Annotated in this window: 23 protein-coding genes; 12 read left to right on the top strand and 11 right to left on the bottom strand. The window is 37.5% G+C overall.

The window, feature by feature from the left end:
- Nucleotides 1-8: 8 nt before the first annotated feature.
- The 3 genes from gmd to glgA form a co-directional block, all read right to left on the bottom strand.
- The gene (gene gmd, locus IQ215_RS06215) at nt 9-1,079 is read right to left on the bottom strand and encodes a GDP-mannose 4,6-dehydratase (RefSeq protein ID WP_193800448.1); all 1,071 of its coding nucleotides are present in this window, start codon (nt 1,077-1,079) and stop codon (nt 9-11) included.
- Between the two features lie 276 nt (nt 1,080-1,355).
- Nucleotides 1,356-2,552: a Coenzyme F420 hydrogenase/dehydrogenase, beta subunit C-terminal domain gene (locus IQ215_RS06220; RefSeq protein WP_193800449.1), complete on the bottom strand. Its 1,197-nt coding sequence runs from the start codon at nt 2,550-2,552 to the stop codon at nt 1,356-1,358.
- An 81-nt stretch (nt 2,553-2,633) separates the two neighbouring features.
- Nucleotides 2,634-4,109 (bottom strand): glycogen synthase GlgA, encoded by a 1,476-nt coding sequence (gene glgA / locus IQ215_RS06225; RefSeq protein WP_193800450.1) that lies wholly within the window; start codon nt 4,107-4,109, stop codon nt 2,634-2,636.
- A 212-nt stretch (nt 4,110-4,321) separates the two neighbouring features.
- Between glgA and IQ215_RS06230 the strand changes: the two genes are divergently transcribed.
- On the top strand, nt 4,322-4,660 hold the full coding sequence (locus tag IQ215_RS06230) for a P-II family nitrogen regulator (RefSeq protein WP_069789602.1): 339 nt from the start codon (nt 4,322-4,324) through the stop codon (nt 4,658-4,660).
- 48 nt (nt 4,661-4,708) lie between these two features.
- Here the strand turns inward: IQ215_RS06230 and IQ215_RS06235 are convergent, their stop codons facing one another.
- Nucleotides 4,709-5,206 (bottom strand): ribonuclease III domain-containing protein, encoded by a 498-nt coding sequence (locus IQ215_RS06235; protein ID WP_193800451.1) that lies wholly within the window; start codon nt 5,204-5,206, stop codon nt 4,709-4,711.
- Nucleotides 5,207-5,223: 17 nt separating this feature from the next.
- The gene (locus IQ215_RS06240; protein ID WP_206688525.1) at nt 5,224-5,568 is read right to left on the bottom strand and encodes an STAS domain-containing protein; all 345 of its coding nucleotides are present in this window, start codon (nt 5,566-5,568) and stop codon (nt 5,224-5,226) included.
- Nucleotides 5,569-5,760: 192 nt separating this feature from the next.
- Here IQ215_RS06240 and IQ215_RS06245 point away from each other — a divergent pair, with 192 nt between their 5' ends.
- From IQ215_RS06245 to IQ215_RS06255, 3 genes are all read left to right on the top strand, one after another.
- Nucleotides 5,761-6,069: a hypothetical protein gene (locus IQ215_RS06245; RefSeq protein WP_206688526.1), complete on the top strand. Its 309-nt coding sequence runs from the start codon at nt 5,761-5,763 to the stop codon at nt 6,067-6,069.
- Between the two features lie 305 nt (nt 6,070-6,374).
- Entirely contained in the window at nt 6,375-7,715 is a 1,341-nt protein-coding gene (locus tag IQ215_RS06250; protein WP_193800452.1) for a hypothetical protein, read from the top strand.
- 299 nt (nt 7,716-8,014) lie between these two features.
- Nucleotides 8,015-9,475, top strand: a complete 1,461-nt coding sequence (locus tag IQ215_RS06255) for an ammonium transporter (RefSeq protein ID WP_193800453.1) — start codon at nt 8,015-8,017, stop codon at nt 9,473-9,475.
- Between the two features lie 395 nt (nt 9,476-9,870).
- Here IQ215_RS06255 and ilvD read toward each other — a convergent pair whose 3' ends face one another.
- Nucleotides 9,871-11,556 (bottom strand): dihydroxy-acid dehydratase, encoded by a 1,686-nt coding sequence (gene ilvD / locus IQ215_RS06260; protein WP_193800454.1) that lies wholly within the window; start codon nt 11,554-11,556, stop codon nt 9,871-9,873.
- 69 nt (nt 11,557-11,625) lie between these two features.
- Entirely contained in the window at nt 11,626-12,294 is a 669-nt protein-coding gene (locus tag IQ215_RS06265; RefSeq protein WP_193800455.1) for a tetratricopeptide repeat protein, read from the bottom strand.
- Between the two features lie 271 nt (nt 12,295-12,565).
- Between IQ215_RS06265 and murC the strand changes: the two genes are divergently transcribed.
- Both murC and murB read left to right on the top strand, forming a co-directional pair.
- Nucleotides 12,566-13,987 carry a UDP-N-acetylmuramate--L-alanine ligase gene (murC, locus tag IQ215_RS06270; protein WP_193800456.1) on the top strand — a complete coding sequence of 474 codons (1,422 nt, stop codon included), beginning with the start codon at nt 12,566-12,568 and terminating at the stop codon, nt 13,985-13,987.
- A gap of 68 nt (nt 13,988-14,055) precedes the next feature.
- Nucleotides 14,056-14,997 (top strand): UDP-N-acetylmuramate dehydrogenase, encoded by a 942-nt coding sequence (gene murB / locus IQ215_RS06275; protein ID WP_193800457.1) that lies wholly within the window; start codon nt 14,056-14,058, stop codon nt 14,995-14,997.
- Between the two features lie 120 nt (nt 14,998-15,117).
- On the opposite strand, the gene IQ215_RS06280 is transcribed toward murB, so the two are convergent.
- From IQ215_RS06280 to IQ215_RS06290, 3 genes are all read right to left on the bottom strand, one after another.
- The gene (locus IQ215_RS06280; protein WP_193800458.1) at nt 15,118-15,852 is read right to left on the bottom strand and encodes a hypothetical protein; all 735 of its coding nucleotides are present in this window, start codon (nt 15,850-15,852) and stop codon (nt 15,118-15,120) included.
- Nucleotides 15,853-15,958: 106 nt separating this feature from the next.
- Entirely contained in the window at nt 15,959-16,417 is a 459-nt protein-coding gene (locus IQ215_RS06285; protein WP_193800459.1) for a Mov34/MPN/PAD-1 family protein, read from the bottom strand.
- A gap of 4 nt (nt 16,418-16,421) precedes the next feature.
- Nucleotides 16,422-17,240, bottom strand: a complete 819-nt coding sequence (locus tag IQ215_RS06290; protein ID WP_193800460.1) for a biotin--[acetyl-CoA-carboxylase] ligase — start codon at nt 17,238-17,240, stop codon at nt 16,422-16,424.
- A 222-nt stretch (nt 17,241-17,462) separates the two neighbouring features.
- Between IQ215_RS06290 and IQ215_RS06295 the strand changes: the two genes are divergently transcribed.
- The 3 genes from IQ215_RS06295 (at nt 17,463) to IQ215_RS06305 (ending at nt 19,258) form a co-directional block, all read left to right on the top strand.
- A complete protein-coding gene (locus IQ215_RS06295; RefSeq protein WP_193800461.1) occupies nt 17,463-17,930 on the top strand; it encodes a DUF3038 domain-containing protein in 468 nt (155 codons plus the stop codon).
- Complete coding sequence (cutA, locus tag IQ215_RS06300; protein ID WP_193800462.1) at nt 17,920-18,252, top strand: divalent-cation tolerance protein CutA; 333 nt, start codon at nt 17,920-17,922, stop codon at nt 18,250-18,252. The genes IQ215_RS06295 and cutA overlap by 11 nt, the downstream gene beginning before the upstream one ends.
- An 88-nt stretch (nt 18,253-18,340) precedes the next feature.
- Entirely contained in the window at nt 18,341-19,258 is a 918-nt protein-coding gene (locus tag IQ215_RS06305) for a ParA family protein (protein ID WP_193800463.1), read from the top strand.
- A gap of 8 nt (nt 19,259-19,266) precedes the next feature.
- Here IQ215_RS06305 and IQ215_RS06310 read toward each other — a convergent pair whose 3' ends face one another.
- Nucleotides 19,267-19,632: a hypothetical protein gene (locus IQ215_RS06310; protein WP_193800464.1), complete on the bottom strand. Its 366-nt coding sequence runs from the start codon at nt 19,630-19,632 to the stop codon at nt 19,267-19,269.
- Nucleotides 19,633-19,716: 84 nt separating this feature from the next.
- Here IQ215_RS06310 and IQ215_RS06315 point away from each other — a divergent pair, with 84 nt between their 5' ends.
- The 3 genes from IQ215_RS06315 (at nt 19,717) to IQ215_RS06325 (ending at nt 23,009) form a co-directional block, all read left to right on the top strand.
- Nucleotides 19,717-20,001, top strand: a complete 285-nt coding sequence (locus tag IQ215_RS06315; protein ID WP_193800465.1) for a DUF427 domain-containing protein — start codon at nt 19,717-19,719, stop codon at nt 19,999-20,001.
- Nucleotides 19,991-21,193 carry a DUF58 domain-containing protein gene (locus IQ215_RS06320; RefSeq protein ID WP_241735266.1) on the top strand — a complete coding sequence of 401 codons (1,203 nt, stop codon included), beginning with the start codon at nt 19,991-19,993 and terminating at the stop codon, nt 21,191-21,193. Before IQ215_RS06315 ends, IQ215_RS06320 begins: the two co-directional genes overlap by 11 nt.
- A gap of 163 nt (nt 21,194-21,356) precedes the next feature.
- Nucleotides 21,357-23,009, top strand: a complete 1,653-nt coding sequence (locus IQ215_RS06325) for an iron uptake porin (protein WP_193800466.1) — start codon at nt 21,357-21,359, stop codon at nt 23,007-23,009.
- Nucleotides 23,010-23,017 lie beyond the last annotated feature (8 nt).

A 23,017-nucleotide genomic window follows, 5' to 3' on the forward strand; every position in this document is an offset into this window, starting at 1 on the left:
AATAAAATTTAATTAACGTTGTGTAAAACGCCATGGCGGATGTAGGCTTGATCTTTTACGGGCTTTCCTGTTTGGGTGTTTAATCCGAAGGCTTCTAAGTCAGCGTCAACCATGAGGGCTACTAATTCGGGAAAGGTAACGGAGGGTTTCCAGCCTAGTTTTTCTTTTGATTTTGTAGGATCTCCGATTAGTAAGTCAACTTCAGCAGGGCGCAAATAACGCTCATCAAAACGTACGTAGTCTTCCCATTTTAGGTTAACGTAATTAAAGGCTAGTTCTAAAAATTCTTTAACGGAGTGGGTTTCTCCTGTGGCGATGACGTAATCATCTGGCTTTTCTTGTTGTAGCATTAGCCACATGGCTACGACATAGTCTTTGGCATAACCCCAGTCTCTTTTGGAGTCTAGGTTACCGAGGAATAATTCTTTTTGTTTTCCTGCCACGATACGGGCGATCGCCCTTGTAATTTTTCGAGTGACAAAGGTTTCTCCACGGCGGGGGCTTTCATGGTTAAAAAGAATACCATTACAGGCAAACATATTATAAGATTCCCGATGGTTAACGGTTTGCCAGTGGGCGTAAACTTTGGCACAGGCGTAGGGGCTACGGGGATAAAAGGGGGTGGTTTCTTTTTGAGGAACTTCTACCACTTTACCAAACATTTCTGATGAACCTGCTTGATAATATTTGACTTGGGTATCATGGTAATTTTGATAGTCTCGAATGGCTTCTAAAAGTCGTAAAGTACCCATGGCAACGGTATCAACGGTAAATTCGGGGGCATCAAAACTAACTCTTACATGGGATTGTGCCCCAAGGTTATAAACTTCGTCGGGTTGTACTTCTTCTAAAATTCGTCGGAGGGTAGTGCCGTCGGTTAAGTCGCCGTAATGTAAAAATAATTGAGCGTCTGGCTGATGGGGGTCTTGATAAATATGGTCAATTCTGTCAGTATTAAATGTGGATGTACGGCGAATGATACCATGTACCTCATAGCCTTTACTTAAAAGCAGTTCGGCTAGATATGAGCCGTCTTGTCCTGTAATTCCGGTAATTAATGCTTTGGTGCGGTTTTCCATTTTATTGTTAGTAATAGTTAATCTGCAATTGGATGGATTGTGAACCATGGATAATTAAATTTATTTCCCATTGATATGGTGTAATCTGTTTATCTTTTGTTCACTTTCTATGTAAGGTTATTGTTAAAGCATCATCATTGTATGACGATTTATGGGAAAGTGTGATTTTTTTGTAATTTTAGACCAAATCCTGTTGGTAAAATTGACCATAACCTACTTTTTAATAAATTACACGGCGAAAGAATCACTTTCTCTCCATGGGGAAGTTTTTATTTTTCATTCTTTGGGTAGTTTATATTGGGATACAATTTTTTTGGCATAGTTAGGCACATGGGCATCTAATTTTTCGGGATAATTACGTTTGACGTAAAGATAATTACGGGTGAAGTGGGAATCGATGGAAAATCTCGCATATTCTAACCCTTGAGGCCCTACTTTCTCTATCACTACCCCCATTAATTTAGCTGCCCACATAGGTAGTGTAACCCCTTTATCGTAGGCTGGGATGCTATTTTGGACGGCTTGGGTGCGATCGCCCTTAGACATTACAGATTGGGTTTTAAGTTGATCTTGCACTAAATCTAACATCTCTTTCCCTGTATCGTTTCTCACGACAATCCATTGCCAACCAAAAGGCGAACCCATATAACCCACTACCAAATCAGCGAGGGAGTTGACATAGTCAAAACAAGTCATACAAGAAGGGGCAAACACATCCTTTAACTTATTAGTTTTTAAACCAAAGAAAGGTACTTTTTCCACTCTGCCATCTTCATGCTTAAAATGTACTCGAAAATCTTGCATAAACTCATAAGCCACCACGGTATCAGGAGAATCGCTGGTGGTGTCCAAAAATTTCTGTAACCCCTCACGGGTAACGTTATCAACACAGGGAGTACCTAAGATGTAGAGTTTTTCTAAGCCCAATTTATCTTCTACTTCTCGCAGGGCCTGAATTTGACAACCTACCCCTATCACGAGTAACCGTTTCATGCCCGATTGTTCGATTTGCTCTAATACCGAGAGGTTAGGAGAAAGAGTAGGTTTATTTACCCTTGCCCCCAAGATTTCCTCTGTAGTAGTGGCAATGATGGGCTTAGGTTGAAAACGATCTGTTTCGCTGTTTTGTACACATACAACCCCTTCTACTAGCCCCTGCGTTAACATTTCACAGGCGATCGCACTTACAATCCCTGTCCATTGCGCCCCCTCGATGGGTTCTTTTTTCTGGGCAGTAATCATCTCCTGATGTACCCCAAAATAGAGATCATTTTCATTATCTAAATCGCGCGATCGCCCATGGGCTTGGTTTTCGAGTTCTGCAATTTGTTGATGAATAAAAGCACAGGCTTCCTTCACATAGTGAATATAGTAGGTATCACATAACCCGCACTCACTACACAACTCCTTAGCGGGGCGACGACTACCAGGCTTGAGGGCTTTAGCTTTCTTATGGCTCGTAGTTACAGACATTTAATTTTTTAAATTGATTTATCTTATGGCTTTTTCTTTTATTTTAACCAACCAAGGGTAATGAGCCATTAATCAATAATTTTACTTATGACGTAGATAATCATAGAGTCTGACATATTGCCTTCCTGGATTATTCCAAGAATAATCATATTCCATGCCCTGTTTTTGTAGTGATTCAAATTCCTTAGGATAATAATGCCATAAAGAAATCGCCCTTTCTAACCCCGACTCGAGGGCGTGGTTATCATTTTGATAAAACACATAACCGTTACGCTTTTCGGGGCTATGGTATTGATCATAATCCTTATCAAAAACCGTATCCATTAAACCGCCAACCCCACGCACCACAGGCACTGTACCATATTTTAGACCAATCATTTGGGTAAGTCCACAGGGTTCATACACACTAGGTACAACAATAATATCAGCTCCGGCATAGATGAGATGAGCTAATTCTTCATTAAAACCTAACTCTAAATGACAGTCAGGGTTATCGTTGAGAAAACCTTTTTCATGGACAAACCAATTATTAATACGGGGTTCGGTGGCTGAACCTAGGAGGACAAATTGGGCATTATGGTGAATAGAATAGTAAATGGCATGGTGAACTAAATCAACTCCCTTTTGACCATCTAAACGACCTACAAAGGCCACTATGGGTTTATGTTCATCCCTTAATAATAGTCTTTCCCTGAGAGCTTTTCTATTTTTTGCCTTTCCTTCAAATACATCGATGGTATATTTATGGGGGATGAGGGTATCTATTTCAGGATTCCAAATATTGTAATCAATGCCGTTGAGGATGCCATCAAATTTATAGTGATGTAGTCTGAGAGTATGTCCTAAACCATAACTCACATCGCTATATCTAGCTTCCCAAGCATGGTGAGGGGAAACCGTGTTAATGTGATTTGAATAGACTATACCCCCTTTCATGAGGTTAAGGGCAAAGGGGTTAAAGTTGTCTCTAAGGCGATCGTAACTATAATAATATTCTTCGTTGTTCAACCCCGTAGCTTTAAGAATTTCACCTCCTGCAATCCCTTGATGTTTAAAGTTGTGGACGGTAAAACATACCCTTTGATTAGCCATACCATGCCATTTATAAATTTCATAGAGCATTACTGGCACTAACCCTGTTTGCCAATCATGACAGTGAATAATATCAGGACGTTTATTACTGATATATAAAAACTCTAAGGCTGCTTTACTAAAAAAGGCGAAGCGCATAGCATCATCATCACAGCCATAATAACAACCTCGGTCAAAAAATTGATCTTGGGAATGGGGTTTAATGAAAAAGCAAAGGCGCCCATGAACCCAACCACAATACACGGAACAATGAACCGTCCCATCATACCAAGGGACGTACAAATCTTTATAGGCATCGTGAAGCCCCCAGATATGGTCATAGCGCATACAATCATACATGGGGAGGATAATTTCTACGGTATGACCTCTATTTTCTACTTCTCGGCTTAAACCATAGATAACGTCTCCTAGCCCTCCTGCTTTAATTACAGGCGCGCACTCTGAAGCAATATGAACAATATACATAGAGAGCTTTTCCCCTTAGTTTTTATGATTTTCCGTTTAAATTTATTAAGTTATATCAAATCTTTGAGGTTTTGTAAATCTGGTTTGGAATTGGAGAAATGTAGTGTATTAGACAAAAAAGCTAGGGGCAAGAGTGTTAGAAAATAACAGGAAAATTGTATAAGCTATAGATTAAGCTATATAAGTAAATAATTTTAAGAGGAGTCACTAAGTTGAAAAAGATTGAAGCTATTATTCGCCCATTTAAGCTCGATGAGGTCAAAATCGCTCTTGTTAATGCTGGTATCGTTGGCATGACGGTTTCTGAGGTTCGTGGTTTTGGTCGTCAGAAGGGACAAACTGAACGTTATCGTGGTTCTGAGTACACTGTGGAGTTTTTACAGAAGCTCAAAATCGAAATTGTTGTAGATGATGATCAGGTTGATATGGTGGTGGAAAAGGTTGTTCAAGCATCTCGCACTGGGGAAATTGGAGATGGTAAAATCTTTATTTCTCCTGTGGATCAAACCATTCGTATTAGAACTGGGGAGAAAAATTTAGAGGCTATCTAGGTTTATTGTTCTGGTTTTGAGGGTGGGCAACGCCCACCTTATCTTTTTTTAGTTTGGTTGAATTTGAGTAAGGATTTCATCTAGTCTTGGGGGGTTACTAATGTATAGGTAACCGAGGAGGGTTTCAAATCCTGTGGCTTGTTGATAGACTCCGGGGGCTAGTTTACGGGGAGATTTTTTGACGGAGTTTCTTCCTCTTTTTACCCATGTTTTTTCTTCTTCGTTGAGGATAGGATAAAGTTTTTGTAGATGTTTTGCTTGGGTTTCTGCCCTAACTTGTTGGACTACTTTATGATGATGGTCGGCAATTTTTAGGCAGGGTATTAGGTAATGAGTCCTGATGTGGAGTTCATAAATGGCGTCGCCGATGTAGGCTAAGGAAATTGGAGAAATTTGTTTGAGGGATGATTGAGGTATTTTTGCAAGAGATTGATTTTCTCTCACATTTATTACCTCATTTTGGTTATTTTCTCTCAAGTTGGACTTAGGTGGCGATCCCGAAGGGACCTGCTTTGCAGGGCGCAACTCAATTTCATTCTGGGTCACAATAACTTGTTATTTGATTATGATATGTCAGCTAAGGCTTCATCGAGAGAGTTTCTAAGATTTAGAAATTTTTCTAGTCTTACCATCTTGACGGTTTGGGTAACCCTTGGATTGGTAACGATTTGTAGTTTTCCTTTTATCGGTTCGATCGCTTTTACGATACGCACTAACGCCCCTAAACCAGAACTATCGATAAAGTCGATTTGAGATAAATCGAGGATAATTTGATTTGCTCCTTCTTTTACATAACTCAGAATTACTTTCTGGAATGTAGGTTCGGAAAAGGCGTCTAGCTGACCTAATAAATGGAAGATTTGGCAATTTTTTCTGACTTCACGAGTACCTCTAAGGCTCACTGTCAAGTTTAGTTGTTCGGAAATAGCTACCTCCTTACTTTTTATGTAGCTTAAGAGATTGATAGTTAATCATTATATAACTAAATATCTAGTTAATCACATTTTTACTCTATTCCTTTTTGGTTTGATGTTATTTTATTTTTGCTTGGATAGTCAAGTTAAAATGGGTGGGTTGATTATTTTTTTTTATTGATGGTGATGGTGGTTAAGATTCGCTCTAATTTGTTTTTTTTGTCTGGATTGGTGGTTTTATGTTCTGGTTTTCCATGGCATGGGGCAAGGGCTTTTCCTCCCCCTGAGGAGATTCCTGAGGAAATACTACGTACAGAAATTATAGTTGAGGGGCGATCGCCTTTAGACAATAAACCTTTATCTGCCCAAGATTATGCCCAGTTACAACAGTCTTTACGGGAGTCTAAGTTTTCTCCTACCCTTGATGAGGATGTACGACACACTATTTTTTTATTACAATTGTTGAAAATGTTTAGGACGGTTAACCCTCTCTAATATTTTTTGATGATATTATCTCTACTTTTGCGAATTATTTAAAAGAATTTATGGTTATTTTTAATATCACTACATTTTATTTTTTATAGAAAAAGTCCATACTATATATATCCAACAATATTTTTTCTATTATTCGATACGACATAAAAATTTATTATTTCTAATTTTAATTAATAATATATTAGAAATTAATTTAAGTAAATATTCTTTTTTTACACAAAATACTCTGACTTAATATTATTCTAATTTGAATAGAACAAATAACAGAATAACTATACAATTAATTATTATTAACATATTATATTATGGATAATCTCTCAGATAAAAACATAACTTTTGAATCAGATAATGACAATCAAAAATATAAATCCAAAAACTTTTCCGTAGGTATTATTTCTTTAATCATTGGAATACTTTTCACCATTAGTGGAGCATTAGCATATTATTTTACTCGTCCCTGTGTGCTAGGAGAATGTACCTTAATTCCTCAATCTCAAGAAAATGTTGAGGATTATTTATCGATCATTAATCCAGAAATGGACAGTACGGATTTAACAGAACTACAATTAAATTTAATCGCTATCAATTTACAATTAAATAATATTCCTTCTTGGTCAGATTATCATGAACAAGCACAAAATTTAATTACCGAAAATCAAATTACCATTGATGATTTAGATAAAATATTAGAGGCTTTAACATTGGTAGAAAATGCTCAAAGTATGAGTAATCAACTACCTTTATCAACGGATGAATGGCAAAGAATAGAAAGTTTTTGGTTAGAGGCGATCGCCCTTATACAATCCGTAGAAAATCAATTTTTACAACCATGGATTGATAATAAAATAGCTGAATATAATAATATATTAAGTAGCCTAGAAAATAGCATTGAACAAGAAAAAAAAGCCAATCAACTATTATCAGAAGCCCAACAATTAGCCCAAGAAAACGATCAATTAAAGAATGAAACTTCATCGTTAACACAACTAAAAAATATCGAAAATAATTGGTTAGAGGCAATAGATAAAATCAGGGAAATTCCCCCCCTCACCAGTGCGCAAACAGATAAAGAAAATCTCTTAGAAAAATATAATCAAAATTTAAGTCAAATAAGAGCAACCATTAGACAAGAAGAAATCGCCGAAAATCTTTACGGGCAAATACAAAACAAAATTATTCAAGCAGAAAACGCCGAAAAAAATAATCAATGGACAAATGCCGTCAACCATTGGCAAGAAGTCAATAACCTAATCACTCAATTTCCCGATGGCACATTTAAACAACAACCCCTCGAAAGGATAAGACAAACCGTTAATCAAAAATTACCCCAAGCCCAAGAAGAATTAAAACAAGCCATTAATCGACAAAATGCCAGGGAAGAATTAGCCAGAATATGTCAGGGTAGTTCTAAAATCTGTGATTATCAGGTGGAAAATAATTTAATTAAAGTTACCTTAACCACCGATTATTTGATGAATATTGCTCGAATTACCCAACAATCAGCCAATACTAATAATAGTGAAACAGAAATTTTAATTAATCATATTAATCAGGTAGAGCAAAATTACCGCTATTTAAGTTTTAAATATAAAATGCCCCTAGAAGTTTATAATCCACAACAAAAATTAATCGTTAAATATAACTAAATAAAAAAACAATCATCCATAAATACTTACGTAATTAATTAATCTCATTCCTTAGTAAACTGACTTTTAATCAATGATTATTAAAAAAAATAATTATCTAATGCTCTAATCATACTTATCTTTTTTATATTTATAGATTCAAAAAAATAAGGTCATCCCAGAAAAATGATCTTGAAAAATAACAAGAAGATTAAATTAAACTAAAAAAGAAAATTAATCATATATTTTGTAATCAATGATGCTATAATGAATCGCTTCCAAGCATAAAATATCTAGGTTATTTGAGATATTAAAATAGAATGGTTAAACTGAAGACAACAAAAAAAAGAATAAAGAGAATCGCACAACAAATAAATTTTTCCCCCAGTTGGCAAGGATGTATAATATTAAGTGTATTTTTACTGCTCTCCTGTGTTAGCTCCGTAGGCGCTCAAGATACCCTCGCAGAATTAACCGATGCGAGTAAAGAATTAAAAGTCGGTTTAGATACCTTTTGGGTGGTATTCGCTTCAATTTTGGTCATTTTTATGAATGCTGGTTTCGCCATGTTAGAAACTGGTTTATGTCGGCGCAAGAATGCTGTTAATATGCTCTCCAAAAACTTAATCGTATTTGCCATTTCTACGGTGGCTTATTGGGCTGTGGGTTTTGCCCTCATGTTTGGAGATGGAACAAACTTTTTTGGGTTTAGTGGTTTTTTCCTTGCGGGGATGGATAATAGCCCCGCCATTAACGGTGAATATATTGGGGTTTATAGCTCCTTAGGTTCGATAAATATCCCCTTGGCCGCTAAATTTTTATTTCAAGTGGCTTTTGCTGGTACAGCGGCTACTATTGTTTCTGGTGCAGTGGCGGAAAGAATTAAATTTATTGATTTTATTTTGTTTAGTGTTTTCCTGGTGGCGATCGCCTATCCCCTCGTCGGACACTGGGTATGGGGAAATGGATGGTTAGCCCAGTTAGGATTCAAAGACTTTGCAGGTTCTACCGTAGTCCACTCCGTAGGGGGTTGGAGCGCTTTAGTTGGTTCTATTTTATTAGGTGCAAGGAATGGAAAATATAAACCATCAGGGGGAATCATGCCCTTACCTGGCCATAACTTAAGTTTAGCCACCCTAGGTTGTTTTATCCTTTGGATAGGATGGTTTGGTTTCAATGCAGGTTCAACCTTCGAGTTATCCCAAAATATTAGTTATATTGCCCTTACCACCAACTTAGCCGCCGCATCAGGGGCTATTTCCGCCACCATCATTAGTTGGGTATTGGCAGGAAAACCTGATTTATCTTTAATTATCAACGGTGTTTTATCGGGTTTAGTGGCTATTACCGCAAGTTGTGCCTTTGTGAGTTACGGTGACGCCATGATTATTGGCATTGTCGGTGGAGCGTTGGTTGTAGTCTCGGTATATTATTTAGATAATGTCAAAATTGATGACCCCGTGGGAGCTATTTCCGTTCACTTGGTCAACGGTATTTGGGGTACTATTGCTGTGGGTTTATTTGCTAGTCCAATAGTCTCAGGAGATCCAGAAATTAGGGGCTTATTTACTACGGGGAATATATCTTTATTAGGCACTCAACTACTGGGAATTTTTGTGGTAGGGGTGTTTATGGTGGTATATAGTTTTATTGTTTGGTCAATTCTTAAGGCTTTGTTAGGTTTGAGAGTCTCTGAGGAGGAAGAATATTTTGGCTTAGATATTGGCGAACATGGTATGGAGGCTTATAATGGTTTTTCTGAAGATGTGAACGAAATTTAAAGTTTTTGATTGATAGTTAACCTCAGTTTGGGATCTGTCAGTATGATAGGGACGTGCCATGGTACGTCCCCACAGGTTGTAGTTATTAAGGTGATGAGGGGTATTAGTTTATACTAAATCTGTAAATCAAAACATACCTTAATTCACCAAAGCCAGATTAACTGATACCAAATCCTTCTTAACTAATATACCTATCGGTTAATTTAAAATAGAGATGATTAGCCTATCAATCTACAACCATAAACCTTGAAAAACTGTTCCCCGTCCTCTATTCCCTGTTCCCCGCCCTAATTAGTATATTATTACAACGGGATTTAGTATGATAAGGTGGGTGATGTACTCCCCACCATTAAAACTTTTTCAGACTTCGTAACAACTATTATCCCGCACTAAAGTTATTTACTTTCCAAGTCAGTGACAGCCCCAAGACTACTAGAAGAAACCAACTTGGCATATTTGCCGAGGATACCTCGACGATAACGAGGTTGGGGAGGTTGCCAATGCTGACGACGTTGGTTAAGTTCTTCTTCGGATACATTAATTTGTAAAAGTTTTTGTTTAGCATCAATGGTAATACTGTCTCCCTCTTTAACAAGGGCAATGTTTCCACCTACCGCAGCTTCTGGGGCTACGTGTCCGACGACTAAGCCATAAGTTCCCCCAGAAAAACGTCCATCGGTGATTAAACCCACCTTATCGCCCAATCCTGCACCGATAATGGCAGAGGTAGGAGCTAACATTTCTCGCATCCCAGGGCCGCCCACGGGGCCTTCATAGCGAACGATAACCACGTCTCCTGCGACAATTTTTCCTGAAAGGATAGCATCAAGACATTCTTCCTCTGATTCAAATACCCGGGCAGGGCCAGTGATGACGGGGTTTTTCACACCACTAATTTTCGCTACTGAACCTTCAGAGGCAAGATTTCCTTTGAGGATTGCTAGATGCCCTTCTTGATACAGAGGATTACCCCATTGACGGATTACGTCTTGATTGGCGGGGGGTGTTTCGGGTACATCTGCTAATACTTCTGCCAGGGTTTGCCCTGTAATGGTGAGAGCATCGCCATGGAGTATGCCGTTAGCTAATAACATTTTCATTACTTGAGGGATACCCCCTGCTTTGTGTAAGTCAACGGTGACGTAACGTCCTGAGGGTTTTAAATCACAGATGACGGGGACTTTTTGACGGATAGCTTCAAAGTCATCTAAGGTTAGTTCTACGCCGATGGTATTGGCGATCGCCAATAAATGTAGTACAGAATTAGTAGATCCCCCCACGGCCATAATGACGGCGATGGCATTTTCAAAAGCCTTACGGGTGAGTAAATCTTTAGGTAAAATTTGTTTACGGATAGCATTAACCAAAGCCTCCGCAGATTTTTGGGTACTTTCCACCTTTTCATAATCTTCCGCTGCCATGGTAGAAGAATAGGGTAAACTAATCCCCATCGCCTCAAAGGCAGAAGACATGGTATTTGCTGTAAACATACCACCACAAGAACCAGCCCCAGGACAAGCATTTTTTTCCACCGCTGTCAATTGGGATTCGTCAATCTTACCTGCGCTATACTGCCCTACAGCTTCAAAAGCACTCACAACGGTTAAATCTTCCCCATTGAGATGCCCCGGTTTAATAGTTCCACCATAAACAAAAATAGCAGGGATATTCATTCTTGCCATGGCAATCATCGCCCCAGGCATATTTTTATCACAACCACCAATGGCAATCACCCCATCAAGACTTTGCCCCTTACACACTGTCTCAATAGAATCTGCAATCACATCCCGAGAAACCAAAGAGTATTTCATACCTTCAGTACCCATGGAAATACCATCACTGATGGTAATAGTCCCAAACATCTGAGGCATTCCCCCCGCCTCCTTAATGCTTTTTTGAGCCTCCATGGCAAGGTCATTTAAACCCATATTACAAGGAGTAATGGTACTATAACCATTGGCAACCCCGATGATAGGTTTAGTAAAGTCATTATCTCCAAATCCTACGGCCCTGAGCATAGCTCGGTTGGGCGCTCTTTGTACTCCCTGGGTAATCGCTTGGCTTTTAAGATTCTCTGTCATTATCTATTAAAATGTTACTTTAGATACTATATATTTTCTCATGTTCTGAATACAGTGGTTATTCTCTTTTTAAGACTCTACTTTGGGCTGTCTGAGTTGTTGATGAACCCTTGCTAAGTACCACATATAATCATCTACTTTATATTTTATCGCTTCGTTGATGTGAAAGCGCGATTTTTCAATGTTACTGGAAATGGTTTTACCTACTTCTAACATGGGAATTTCTCCCCGATGGGCTTCATAAAATAACCCTAAATATAAATGAATATAAAGATTATCCCTTGTGCTGTTAGTTTTTTCTAATGCTAATAGATTTTCGGGGGAATAATGCCCTGCAAATAGTTGATATATTTTTCTCATGACGGGGCGAGGATCATATTTTACAGGTAAAAGAGATTCTCTGGCTTCTTTTATTCCTTCTAGTTGGGCAATACAAAGAAAATTCCAAATTGTTTCTTCTACGTCTTGGGAATTAACACTTAAGTCAATTTCAAATTGTCTTGCTCCTTGGGCATATTTACCTAAGTAATAATAGGATAAGCCTCTTTGCCATAGATATGGTGTCAGTTGGGGGTTTAATTCTTCGGCTTTGTTATAGTCTCTTAGGGATTCTATTAAACGTCCTAATTTAAAGTAGGTCATACCACGGCGAATATAATTACTGGCATCGAAGGGATAAATACGTAATTTTTTATTCCACCTAATCAATTCTTTTTCTATTTCGTTGTTATTATTCATCTAATCACCTATTTTATAAGGCTTTATGTCCTATTCTATGTTATTTATGGCAGATAAAATTTTACTAAAATTATAAGTCTGACGATCGCACCTTATTTTTTTGAAAGGATTTAAAAATAAGCTAAAAAATGCAATCTAACTATTAAATGGTCATTTTTAACAATCTAATGGGTGATAATGACAAAAATATTGGGAAGATTTACATAAATCAGTATATCATTAAAAGCAAAATTATTAATATCAACTAGGTAGTGTTGAGGAGAGCGAAAAAGTGAATACCATAGATCTAAACGGCAAACCATTTCATTTTATCGGCGTTGGTGGTATCGGCATGTCTGCCCTAGCCCATGTTTTGGCTAAAAGGGGAGTCCCGATTTCAGGCTCTGATCTCAAATCCACCCACATTACCGAACGTTTAGAATCTATGGGAGCTAAAATTTTCTTTACCCAAGAAGCTAGTAACATAGATCAATTGTACCAAATTAATGGCAAAAAAGATCAAAAAAATCTTCAGGTAGTATGTTCTACGGCCATAAATAATAATAACTCAGAATATCAGGCAGTGATAGAGAAAGGTTATCCCATCTTCCATCGCTCAGATTTATTGGCGGCGTTAATTAAAGATTATCAAAGCATTGCGGTGGCAGGTACTCACGGTAAAACCACTACCAGTAGTATGATTGGTTATATGTTATTGGAGTCTAAGTTAGATCCTACCGTAATTGTGGGGGGGGAAGTGAGTGCTTGGGGTGGTAATGCAAGGTTAGGGGATAGTAATTTGTTGGTAGCAGAGGCGGATGAGTCGGATGGCTCTTTGATAAAACATTCTCCTACCATGGGTATTATTACTAATATTGAACTTGATCACCCTGATCATTATAAAGATTTAAATCAGTTGGTGGATATTTTTAATCAGTTTAGCTCTCAATCTGATTTAACCATTGCTTGTATCGATTGCCCTGTAGTAAAGGAAAACATTAAGGCAAATATCACCTATAGTATTAATCCCGATTCTGGGGCTAATTATATCGCTACTAATATTGTTCATCAGCCCAAGGGTTCTCAGGCTCAAGTATGGGAAAATGGACAGTTATTGGGGAATATATCTTTATTATTATCCGGTAATCATAATGTTAGTAATGCCCTAAGTGCGATCGCCGTTGGCCGTAAATTGGGACTAGATTTTGATACCATAGCCCAAGCCCTTAGCACCTTTGACGGAGCCAAAAGACGCTTTGAATATAAGGGCAAATTTCAGGGCGCTACCCTCATTGATGACTATGCCCACCATCCCAGTGAAATTCGTTGCACCCTAGAAGCCGCTCGTACCCGATTACCGCAATATGATGCTAGTCGAGTGGTTGCTATTTTTCAACCCCATCGTTATAGTCGTACTGAAACATTTTTAGAAGATTTTGCTCGGTGTTTTGCTTCTGCTGATGTAGTTATTTTGACGGACATTTATAGTGCTGGGGAAGATAATAAAACGGGCATTACGGGGCAAAAATTAGCGGAAACCGTTGAAAAATACCATGATGAAGTTATTTATTATCCTCAATTGTCTTCTTTAAAAAACTTCCTTGCTGATTTTCTTCAACCCACAGATTTAACTTTATTTTTGGGTGCAGGAAATCTTAATCAAACCATTGCCGAATTATTAAAACTTGAGGAAGATTCCTTGTTAGTGGCTTAGTTTTCCCCTTGGGGTTTTCATTTATTACTTTTTTTGTTGTTTACTTTTATTATTGTTGTGTAAAAAAAATGGCGATCGCACCTAATAACCCTATAACTGATTCTTTGACTAATCCTATCACTCTCCCCCATACAGACTGTTTAATTCATCAAAAAGTTCACCTTGCCCCCTATACTTCCTATCGGGTGGGGGGAAAAGCCCAATGGTATGCCGAACCCAAGGCGTGGCATGACATTCAAGAAGTATTCCACTGGATAGATAAACAACAAATACCCTTTACTTGTTTAGGTAAAGGCTCAAATTTGCTTATCTGTGATGGGGGTATCGATGGCTTAGTTTTAAACACCCGTTACCTCAATCAATACACCATGGATGAATCTAACCATACTATTACCGTGGGTGCTGGTTATTCCCTACCTAAATTGGCTTGGCAAGTGGCAAAAAAAGGCTGGGAAGGGCTAGAATGGGCGGTGGGTATCCCCGGTACTATGGGGGGTGCTGTGGTCATGAATGCTGGGGCGCACAAGGGCTGTATAGCTGATGTTTTACTAAGGGCGATCGTTGCTTATCCTGATGGTACAATCAAAGAGTTATCAGGGAAAGAATTAGAATACTCTTACCGCACCTCAAAGTTACAAAAAGAATCCGCCTTGGTTTTAAGTGCTACCCTCCAATTATCCCCTACTTCCACCCGAGAGGCGGTAATGGCAATTACGGGAAATAATTTTAAACAGCGTAAGCAAACTCAACCCTACGATAAACCTAGTTGTGGTAGTGTTTTTCGTAACCCTCAACCTCAAGCGGCAGGGTGGTTAATCGAGCAAATTGGTTTAAAGGGTTATCAAATTGGTGGAGCGCAAGTAGCCCATCGTCATGCTAATTTTATCCTTAATGCTGGTAATGCGACGGCTAAGGATATTTATAGTTTAATTCATCATGTCCAAGAGCAGGTACATAATAGTTGGTCTATTTTGCTCCATCCTGAGGTTAGAATGTTAGGGGAGTTTTAGTTATCATCTGAAATATCATTGAATTGTTAAACTAACTGATAGTTATTTCAATGTTCTATCGGATATGTTTTGGCGTTTGATGATATTTCATGTCAAGATTGATTCACTACATTTACTGTATTAAAAACTTTCTCCCACTCTTAAAGTTAGGGATTGATTGTTACGATTAATAATCACTTCATTATCATATATACTACCTAAAGTCCAGCCCGTAGATGCGATCGCACTTCCCACCCCCACTCTTTCGGTGATATTATCAATATTAAAGAGGGCAAATCCGCCTCCATCGGGTAACTGAATTACTCCTACTAAGGCATTTTTTTTCTGACTATTAACCGTTGTGTTGGTGGCAACGTTTTCCCCTGAGGGATTAAGGGGCGGTGGAGGTAAATTATCACCATTTAACACTGGCACTGTTTCTGGGCGACTAGGGGTAATGGGAGTAGGGGGAGGGGGCGCTGGTAAAGATTGGGGATTTTGATCGGGAATTGTTATATTTGATTCTAGTAAGGGGGGAAGAGGTAAATCAACGGCATTGGGTAAAGGGGGAGGAGTTGGAATCGGTAAGGCGGAAATTTCTGGGGGTGTATTATTTAAGGGGGAAGGTAAGGGGGAAATTTCTGTAGGGTTAAGGTTGCTTGGGCTTTCCAATAGAAGATTATTATCTTCTTCAATTTCTTGGTTAGGATTACTGTTTCTTTCTAGGAGGTTTTGGTTATTGGTAATTACCGATTGACGATATTGTCTATATAACCAAGTACTAACAATGATTAGGTAAATGGTAGCGCCTAAAAAAATTAACCTATCAAAGTAGGGGGGATATTTGATTTTTTTTCCAAATCCTAGTCTATTCATTGCCTTTTCTCATGCACCACAACAATATCATAATCAATTTTTTGGATAGGTGAATTATTAGTTTATATTTTTTTTCACATATTAATAATACAATGAGGCTTTATCTTTAATAAATAATGATATTTTCTTCTTGAAATCTTCTATCTTCGTCTAATTGCCAACAAAATAATTTTTCTACCTGTTTTTCCACCACTGACATTATTATATAAGAATATCCTTCCCATGCGATCGCCCTGTCAAACTCCGAAGGAATAGCAGGATGATTAGGATGAGAGTGATAGATACCAATAATATCGAGATTTTTCCCTCTAACTTCCTTTTGAATTTGTAACATAGTTTTAGGGGCGATCGCAAAGTTTTCTTGTTTTCCTAAATCTGGTTTATCCATTATTTCTCTCAAAAAATAACGTTGATTTTCCCAATCATTAATCGTAGGAATAACCTTCACTACTACATTATAATTATTCTCTTTTTTTCCAATTAATAAACCACAACACTCATCAGGATAATGTAACCTTCCTTCCCCCTTGATTAACTGTAAATCACTCTCCTTAATTTTAATCATTATCTTATTTTCTTTCCAAAATTTTACTAAACTGATTACCATCATATAAAGTAATAGCATAATCATCAGGAGATAAAGAAACTTTACTACTAGCCCCCATAGCAGAAAACCTAATCTCCAAATTACCATTAACATCTATCCCTTTTACCCGCCCTTGAATATTTTCATAAACTACATTTTTACCTCGATAAATTAAATATTGATTATACTTTTTTACCAAGGAATTGATGCCTTGATTCTTATAAATACGATAACCATTAAAAATTCCTTTTACTATAGTATTTAATAAAGAATAATAAGAATTAATATAATCACCATTTGTATTTTTTAAATAAGTACAAAGACTAATACCACTATCTAAACTTAACTTATTTTCCCAATTTATTCCCACCCCAATAATACTATTATTTATAACGCCATTTTGACTACGTACCTCTGATAATATTCCCCCTAATTTTTTATTATCTAAAATAAGATCATTTAACCACTTAATTTTAACAGGAATATTATTTTTATTTAACTCCTCCGTAATACCCACCGCTGAAAAAAGAGTTAAATCTCTTATGTTTGCAAAAGTCACCTCAGAGGATAAAACCACAGTTAAATATAATCCTCCCAAACCAGAATCCCAATAATTACCCCTTTGCCCTTTTCCTGCAGTTTGTTGTTTTGCCACCACCACAAAAGGCATATCTGTTTTTTCTCGACATAACTCCCATGCTTTAATATTAGTTGAGGCTAAAACCTCATAGACGTAGCACGAAATTTTATGGGATGATAAACCATAAGTGTCAGACGACAATTCAATAATCTTTTTTTCCATGACACACCATAAAACTATCAGTCAATAAGTATATCTTTTAAGCCCACAGTTGCTTTAATAAAATTAAAAATGATTAATCTAAAATTGATAAAATAATTTTTTCCACAAAAGTACTCAATTATATACAATACTTAATTTATTAAGTTGTACTATAAATTGTAATATGTCATCAACAACTTTCAAAAAAATAACCTCTTGACTAATAATCATTTATCAAAATTTATGTCATCTCAGTCTCAAGATATATTCTCAGAAAACTATTATTCATTGGATAACTATTTACAACTAATATATATAGCCCTACTTTCCCTAGAAATTGATCATAAAATCACCACTATTCCTAAAAATAAAACTGATTTAAATTTTGTCATTACATCTGTTATTAAAATCATTAAAAAAAGTGACGAATTAATATATCGTGCGGTATCTCTTTGGGAACAAATAAACTCCTCTGATAATAAAGAATATTATGGCATTGTCAAAAAATACTTAGAAACATTTAACCAATTATTAAATGTAAATGGAAAAATAACCATAAATTTAGAAGAAAAAGATATATCAATCATAGCCTTTAAAATGTTAACAGATTTATTATTTTATAGTAGTATGTCTGGAGAAAGACTATTAAGAAATAAATTAGAATTGTTATTCGATTTAAAAGTTGAGCAAGAGGAAAATAATGAAGTTTAAAGATTTAGGTATCATTTTAGTAAGTGCATCATCGGAAGAAGAAGCTCATAAAATAGCATCTACATTGATTGAGGCTAGTTTGGCTGCTTGTGTTACTTTTTCTCCTATGACGGCGGTTTACACTTGGGAGGGTGAATTGAATTGTAATGAGGAATGGCAATTAATTATTAAAACAGATTTAACGCTATTTGATGTTATTGTTCATACCATTCAAGATGTACATTCTTACGAAATTCCCGAAATTATCGCCTTACCTATCGTAAAAGGTTCATCTCGTTATTTGGGTTGGATGGTAGAAGAATTGACAAATGAGAAAGAATAATTAATAATAATTCGGGTGCTTTATTATTTTAAGACAAAACATTTATTGTTTTTTTTACTATTTTTTAAATTGCAATATAAATAATTTTATGGGTTATATTATTAGTACGGTAAATATGAAAGGAGGAGTAGGCAAAACTACTTTGACAGTTAATTTGGCTACCTGTTTAGCAAAAAATTTTAATAAAAGAGTTTTGGTTTTGGATTTAGATTCTCAAATTAGTGCGACTCTTAGTCTTCTAGCGCCCCAGGAATTTAGCAAATTACGTAAAAAAAGAAAAACTTTAGCCTACTTAATTGATAATATTGTTCAACCTAATCCCTATGCAAAATTAACCATTGAAGATATTATTACTAATAATATTTGTGGTGTTCAAAATTTATCTCTTTTACCAGGGGATATAGAATTATATGATGAATATTTAGTCTCAGAGATGATGCACCAAAAGTCGGTACAATCTGGTAATACCGATAATTTTGATGAGGTTTGGAATGATTTTGAAAGGGTATTAGTTGATAAAATAGTTCGTCCCATTGCCCCTAACTATGATTTTATTATTATGGATTGTGCTCCAGGATATAATTTATTGACCAAAAGTGCGATCGCGGCTAGTGACTTTTACTTATTACCCGCAAGGCCCGAACCTTTATCGCTAGTGGGAATACAGTTGTTAGAAAGAAGAGTTAAAAACTTAAAAAAAGTACACGCTAAAATTAACCCTCTCAACCTAGACTTATTGGGCATTGTGTTTATTTTATCAGAAGGAGGACTTTTTGGACGTTACGATCGCTATTATTCCCAAGTAAAAAGGAGAGTAGAAAGAGATTTTAGTTCAGAAAAAATGTTTCCTACCGATATTCCCATGGATGTCAACGTTGCCAAATCACTAGATATGTTTATGCCCGTAGTGATGTCTGCCCCCAATTGTTCAGCTTCTAAAGCCTTTAATAAGTTAACGGAAGAATTTTTGGAAAAAATAACTAAATATCAATCAAGTCAAAATTAGCTTTTTATTTAAACTGTATCCGAAGGTTTGTTATCAGTTTTTACCCCACGGTATTGAATATTTTTCTTAGGAATATTCAGGGCAATTTGATGGGAAGAATTATAATTTAAACCCCTATAAATCATACCCTTAAAAAGACCATTTCCTTGATTATTTTTTACTTCTACCTTCTCTATTGTATCCTTATCTTTTTCCTCCACAAGATTAATATCAGCATTAGTGGTTAACTTATCAATGGATTTTTGAGTAAACATCATGCCGACAATCAAAATACCCAATAAAATTGGCGTGGGGGCAGAGATTAAACCGACAATTAAAGCTATCACTAGACTGAATACAGACACAGCTAGTCCAAAACAGATAATTAATTCCATGATGTATATAATTGAGAATGTATAGTTCACGTTAATAAAACATATGACTATATTAGAACATTATTGAGAGGAAGATATTAAAAAATGGCAAAAGCTACTTGGAATGATGTGATTTTAGCTCAAAGTGAGCAATGCGAAATCGTTGAAGGTAATTATTATTTTCCTCCTGAAAGCATTAACCAAGAATATTTTAAACCAAGTCAAACCCACACCACTTGCGGTTGGAAAGGTATAGCAAGTTACTACACCCTAGCGGTTAATGGTGCAGAAAATAAAGACGCTGCGTGGTATTATCCTCAACCCAAACCAAAAGCAGAAAATATTAAAAACTATGTTGCTTTTTGGAGAGGTGTAAAAGTTGAATCGTAACCCTAAATCGTTCAAATTGCCCCATAATGATTCCCTTCTTTTTAAAGTAGGTAATTGGTGGCATAACCATTTACCTAACCCCTCCTACGGTGGTTGGGTGCTTTTAGGTATCGCCCTTAGTTTTTTTGGTGCGGCCACCAATACCATGGCAGGATGGTTATATGTACTCAGTGGTACAGCCCTAGCCCTAACGGGGCTAAATATTTTCATTGCCTCCCAAACCGTCAAAAAATTGAAAATAAAACGTCTTCCCATCGAGCCTATTAGTGCTGGAGATGAATTATTAATCGAATTAGCGCTGACAAATCCAACTAAATCGGGTAAAAATTTTGTAGAAATAGTGGATCACTTGCCATTTATGCTCTCTAAGCCCGTTCATAGCTCCATAGAAACCTTTGCTCCCCAAGAAACGAAAAAAATAACCTATTATGCTAAAGCCCCCACCAGAGGCATTTATCATTGGTATAACTTAGAGGTTAGGAGTGCTTCCCCCATTGGTTTATTTTATGCTCACAAAATCAGAAATGTAGAAGCAAGGGCGATCGTTTATCCTCAAATTCTACCCCTCAAAAACTGTCCTCTCATTGACTATATTGGTAATGAGCAAACCCAACAAAAACAAAGCGAAAAGCTATACCACAACGCCACAGAGGGAGTAACCAAAGCTATCCGACAATATCGATTTGGAGATCCTCCTAGGTTGATTCATTGGCGTAGTAGCGCCCGTTTTGGCGAACTACAAGTAAGGGAATTAGAAACCATCACAGGGGGGCAAGAAGTTGTTATATGTCTCGATAATAGTCAAGATTGGCATCAGGAATTATTTGAAAAAGCCGTCATTGCCACCGCTTCCCTTTATTTCTACTGTAGTCGTCAACAATTGGACGTTAAACTTTGGACTCCAAAAACTGGCACTATCAAAGGTAATCATGTGGTGCTAGAGGCGCTCGCCGCCATTCAACCCCTAGAAACCAATAACAATAATCAAGAAGTTATAAAACCTACCCAACCCCTAGTCTGGTTATCGAACAGTTCCCATAGTCTTAAATCCCTTCCCCAAGGTAGTAGGTGGGTACTTTTTCCCCTCGAAAATGATGAACCCATGGGGGAACAAAATATTGTTTCCTCAGGTCTTATATATCAACCCCATAACCCCCTAGAAAATCTTTTACAAAAACCCCTAAAACTCTGAATCCTTTCCACCAAAACCCTTAACGAATTCTCTTTAAGAGAAAGTTAAGAAAGCGTAACAAAACCCCCCTTAATTAGTGGAAAAAAAATATAATTAGTGCTAGGATAACATTCAGACTAAAGAACATCAGTTTAAGTCTTATATAAAACGTGTGAGGAAAACAATGAACAGAATTTTTTGGAAATCATTAAAAGTAACCCCAGCCCTTATCGGTGCAAGTTTACTGGTTAACGCTCAAGCACAAGCCAACGAAGAGTTCACCACAGCTCAATCTTTCGACACCAACAGCGAAATCATTGATCAACTAGACAAATACAGCGCAGAAGGTGCTTCCAACTCTCAAGGACAAGTAACTTCTGTAAACCAATTAAGTGACGTATCCCCCACCGACTGGGCATATGAAGCTCTACGTAGCTTAGTTGAACGTTACGGCTGTATCGTTGGTTACCCCGATCGCACCTTCAGAGGCAACCGTGCCTTGAGTCGTTATGAATTTGCCGCTGGTTTAAACGCCTGTATGCAATCCATCGAACGTTTAATCGGTACCGGTGGCGTAAGCGAAGAAGACGTAGCCGCCCTCAGAAGATTAATTGCTGAATTTGAAACCGAACTAGCGGCCCTCGGTGCAAGAGTTGATAACCTCGAAGGTAGAGTAGCTTTCCTCGAAGATCACCAATTCTCCACCACCACCAAGTTAAACGGTGAAGTAATCATGGGTTTAACTGGAGCAGACAACGGTAACCAAATCATCTTCGGTGACAGATTCCGTTTAGCCTTAGAAACCAGCTTCACTGGTAGAGATACCCTCGTAACCCGTTTAGCAGGTGGTAACATCCAGAGTTTCACTGGCGGAGATTCCATCATCGGCGATCCAGGTGGTACTCTTAACCAAACCTTTAACCTTGGTGAAAACGGTAATAATGTTGACCTAGACTGGTTAGCATACTACGCCCCCATCAGTGTCGGTAGCAGAGAGATTCAATTCTTCTTAGCCGCTGCCGGTGGTATCCACAGTGACTACGCCCCCACCACTAGCCCCTTCTTTGAAGACTTTGACGGTGGTAACGGTGCTTTATCTACCTTCGCATCTTCTAGCCCCATCTACAGAATTGGTTCTGGTGCTGGTATCGGTGCAACCTTCCCCATTGGTAACTCTAGCTTTACCGTTGGTTACTTAGCCGCTAACGGAAATGATCCTTCCGACGGTGCAGGTTTATTTGATGGTGATTACTCCGCCCTTGGACAATTAAACTTAGCTTTTGGTGAAAACTTCGACTTAGGTTTAACCTATATGCGTGGTTTCCACAAAGCGGGTTCTCCTTTATTCGGTGACATCACTGGTACTCTCGTAGCCAACAACCCTGTATTAACTGGAAGTCAGTTCTTAGATTATGAAAGTGACTCTTTCGGCGCCCAAGCAGCTTGGCGTGTTAGCCCCAGAGTAAGCATCAGCGGTTTCTTCAACTACACCGATGTTAACCTTTCTACCGACAACGTAGCTCTTTGCCCCGACAGCAACTGTAATGATAATATCTACAGCTATGGTGGTGGAGTTGCATTCTTAGACCTTGCCAAAGAAGGTAGCGTATTAGGTTTATTCGCTGGGGTTCAACCTTACAGTACCAGAGCTCAAGACTTCGTTGATGGTGCTGGTCAACTTCCTTTAAATACCACTCCTTTCCACATTGAAGCATTCTACAAATACCCTGTTAACGATAATATCTCTATCACCCCTGGGATTATTTATGTAGATTCTACTGATCAAACCAACAACAGTAGCTTCATCGGTACTTTAAGAACAACTTTCACTTTCTAAGATTAGTT

Source organism: Cyanobacterium stanieri LEGE 03274, assembly GCF_015207825.1.
Taxonomy (GTDB): domain Bacteria; phylum Cyanobacteriota; class Cyanobacteriia; order Cyanobacteriales; family Cyanobacteriaceae; genus Cyanobacterium; species Cyanobacterium stanieri_B.

Bases quoted from the DNA above. Each gene is read 5' to 3' on its own strand.
- ilvD (WP_193800454.1), bottom strand. From the start codon at position 11,556: ATGACAGAGAATCTTAAAAGCCAAGCGATTACCCAGGGAGTACAAAGA.
- IQ215_RS06245 (WP_206688526.1), top strand. From the start codon at position 5,761: ATGGTGGTTAAGATTCGCTCTAATTTGTTTTTTTTGTCTGGATTGGTG.
- IQ215_RS06310 (WP_193800464.1), bottom strand. From the start codon at position 19,632: ATGGAATTAATTATCTGTTTTGGACTAGCTGTGTCTGTATTCAGTCTA.
- IQ215_RS06280 (WP_193800458.1), bottom strand. From the start codon at position 15,852: ATGAATAGACTAGGATTTGGAAAAAAAATCAAATATCCCCCCTACTTT.
- IQ215_RS06220 (WP_193800449.1), bottom strand. From the start codon at position 2,552: ATGTCTGTAACTACGAGCCATAAGAAAGCTAAAGCCCTCAAGCCTGGT.
- cutA (WP_193800462.1), top strand. From the start codon at position 17,920: ATGAAGTTTAAAGATTTAGGTATCATTTTAGTAAGTGCATCATCGGAA.
- IQ215_RS06265 (WP_193800455.1), bottom strand. From the start codon at position 12,294: ATGAATAATAACAACGAAATAGAAAAAGAATTGATTAGGTGGAATAAA.
- IQ215_RS06255 (WP_193800453.1), top strand. From the start codon at position 8,015: ATGGTTAAACTGAAGACAACAAAAAAAAGAATAAAGAGAATCGCACAA.
- IQ215_RS06285 (WP_193800459.1), bottom strand. From the start codon at position 16,417: ATGATTAAAATTAAGGAGAGTGATTTACAGTTAATCAAGGGGGAAGGA.
- IQ215_RS06315 (WP_193800465.1), top strand. From the start codon at position 19,717: ATGGCAAAAGCTACTTGGAATGATGTGATTTTAGCTCAAAGTGAGCAA.
- IQ215_RS06305 (WP_193800463.1), top strand. From the start codon at position 18,341: ATGGGTTATATTATTAGTACGGTAAATATGAAAGGAGGAGTAGGCAAA.
- IQ215_RS06250 (WP_193800452.1), top strand. From the start codon at position 6,375: ATGGATAATCTCTCAGATAAAAACATAACTTTTGAATCAGATAATGAC.
- glgA (WP_193800450.1), bottom strand. From the start codon at position 4,109: ATGTATATTGTTCATATTGCTTCAGAGTGCGCGCCTGTAATTAAAGCA.
- IQ215_RS06295 (WP_193800461.1), top strand. From the start codon at position 17,463: ATGTCATCTCAGTCTCAAGATATATTCTCAGAAAACTATTATTCATTG.
- gmd (WP_193800448.1), bottom strand. From the start codon at position 1,079: ATGGAAAACCGCACCAAAGCATTAATTACCGGAATTACAGGACAAGAC.
- IQ215_RS06325 (WP_193800466.1), top strand. From the start codon at position 21,357: ATGAACAGAATTTTTTGGAAATCATTAAAAGTAACCCCAGCCCTTATC.
- murB (WP_193800457.1), top strand. From the start codon at position 14,056: ATGGCGATCGCACCTAATAACCCTATAACTGATTCTTTGACTAATCCT.
- IQ215_RS06290 (WP_193800460.1), bottom strand. From the start codon at position 17,240: ATGGAAAAAAAGATTATTGAATTGTCGTCTGACACTTATGGTTTATCA.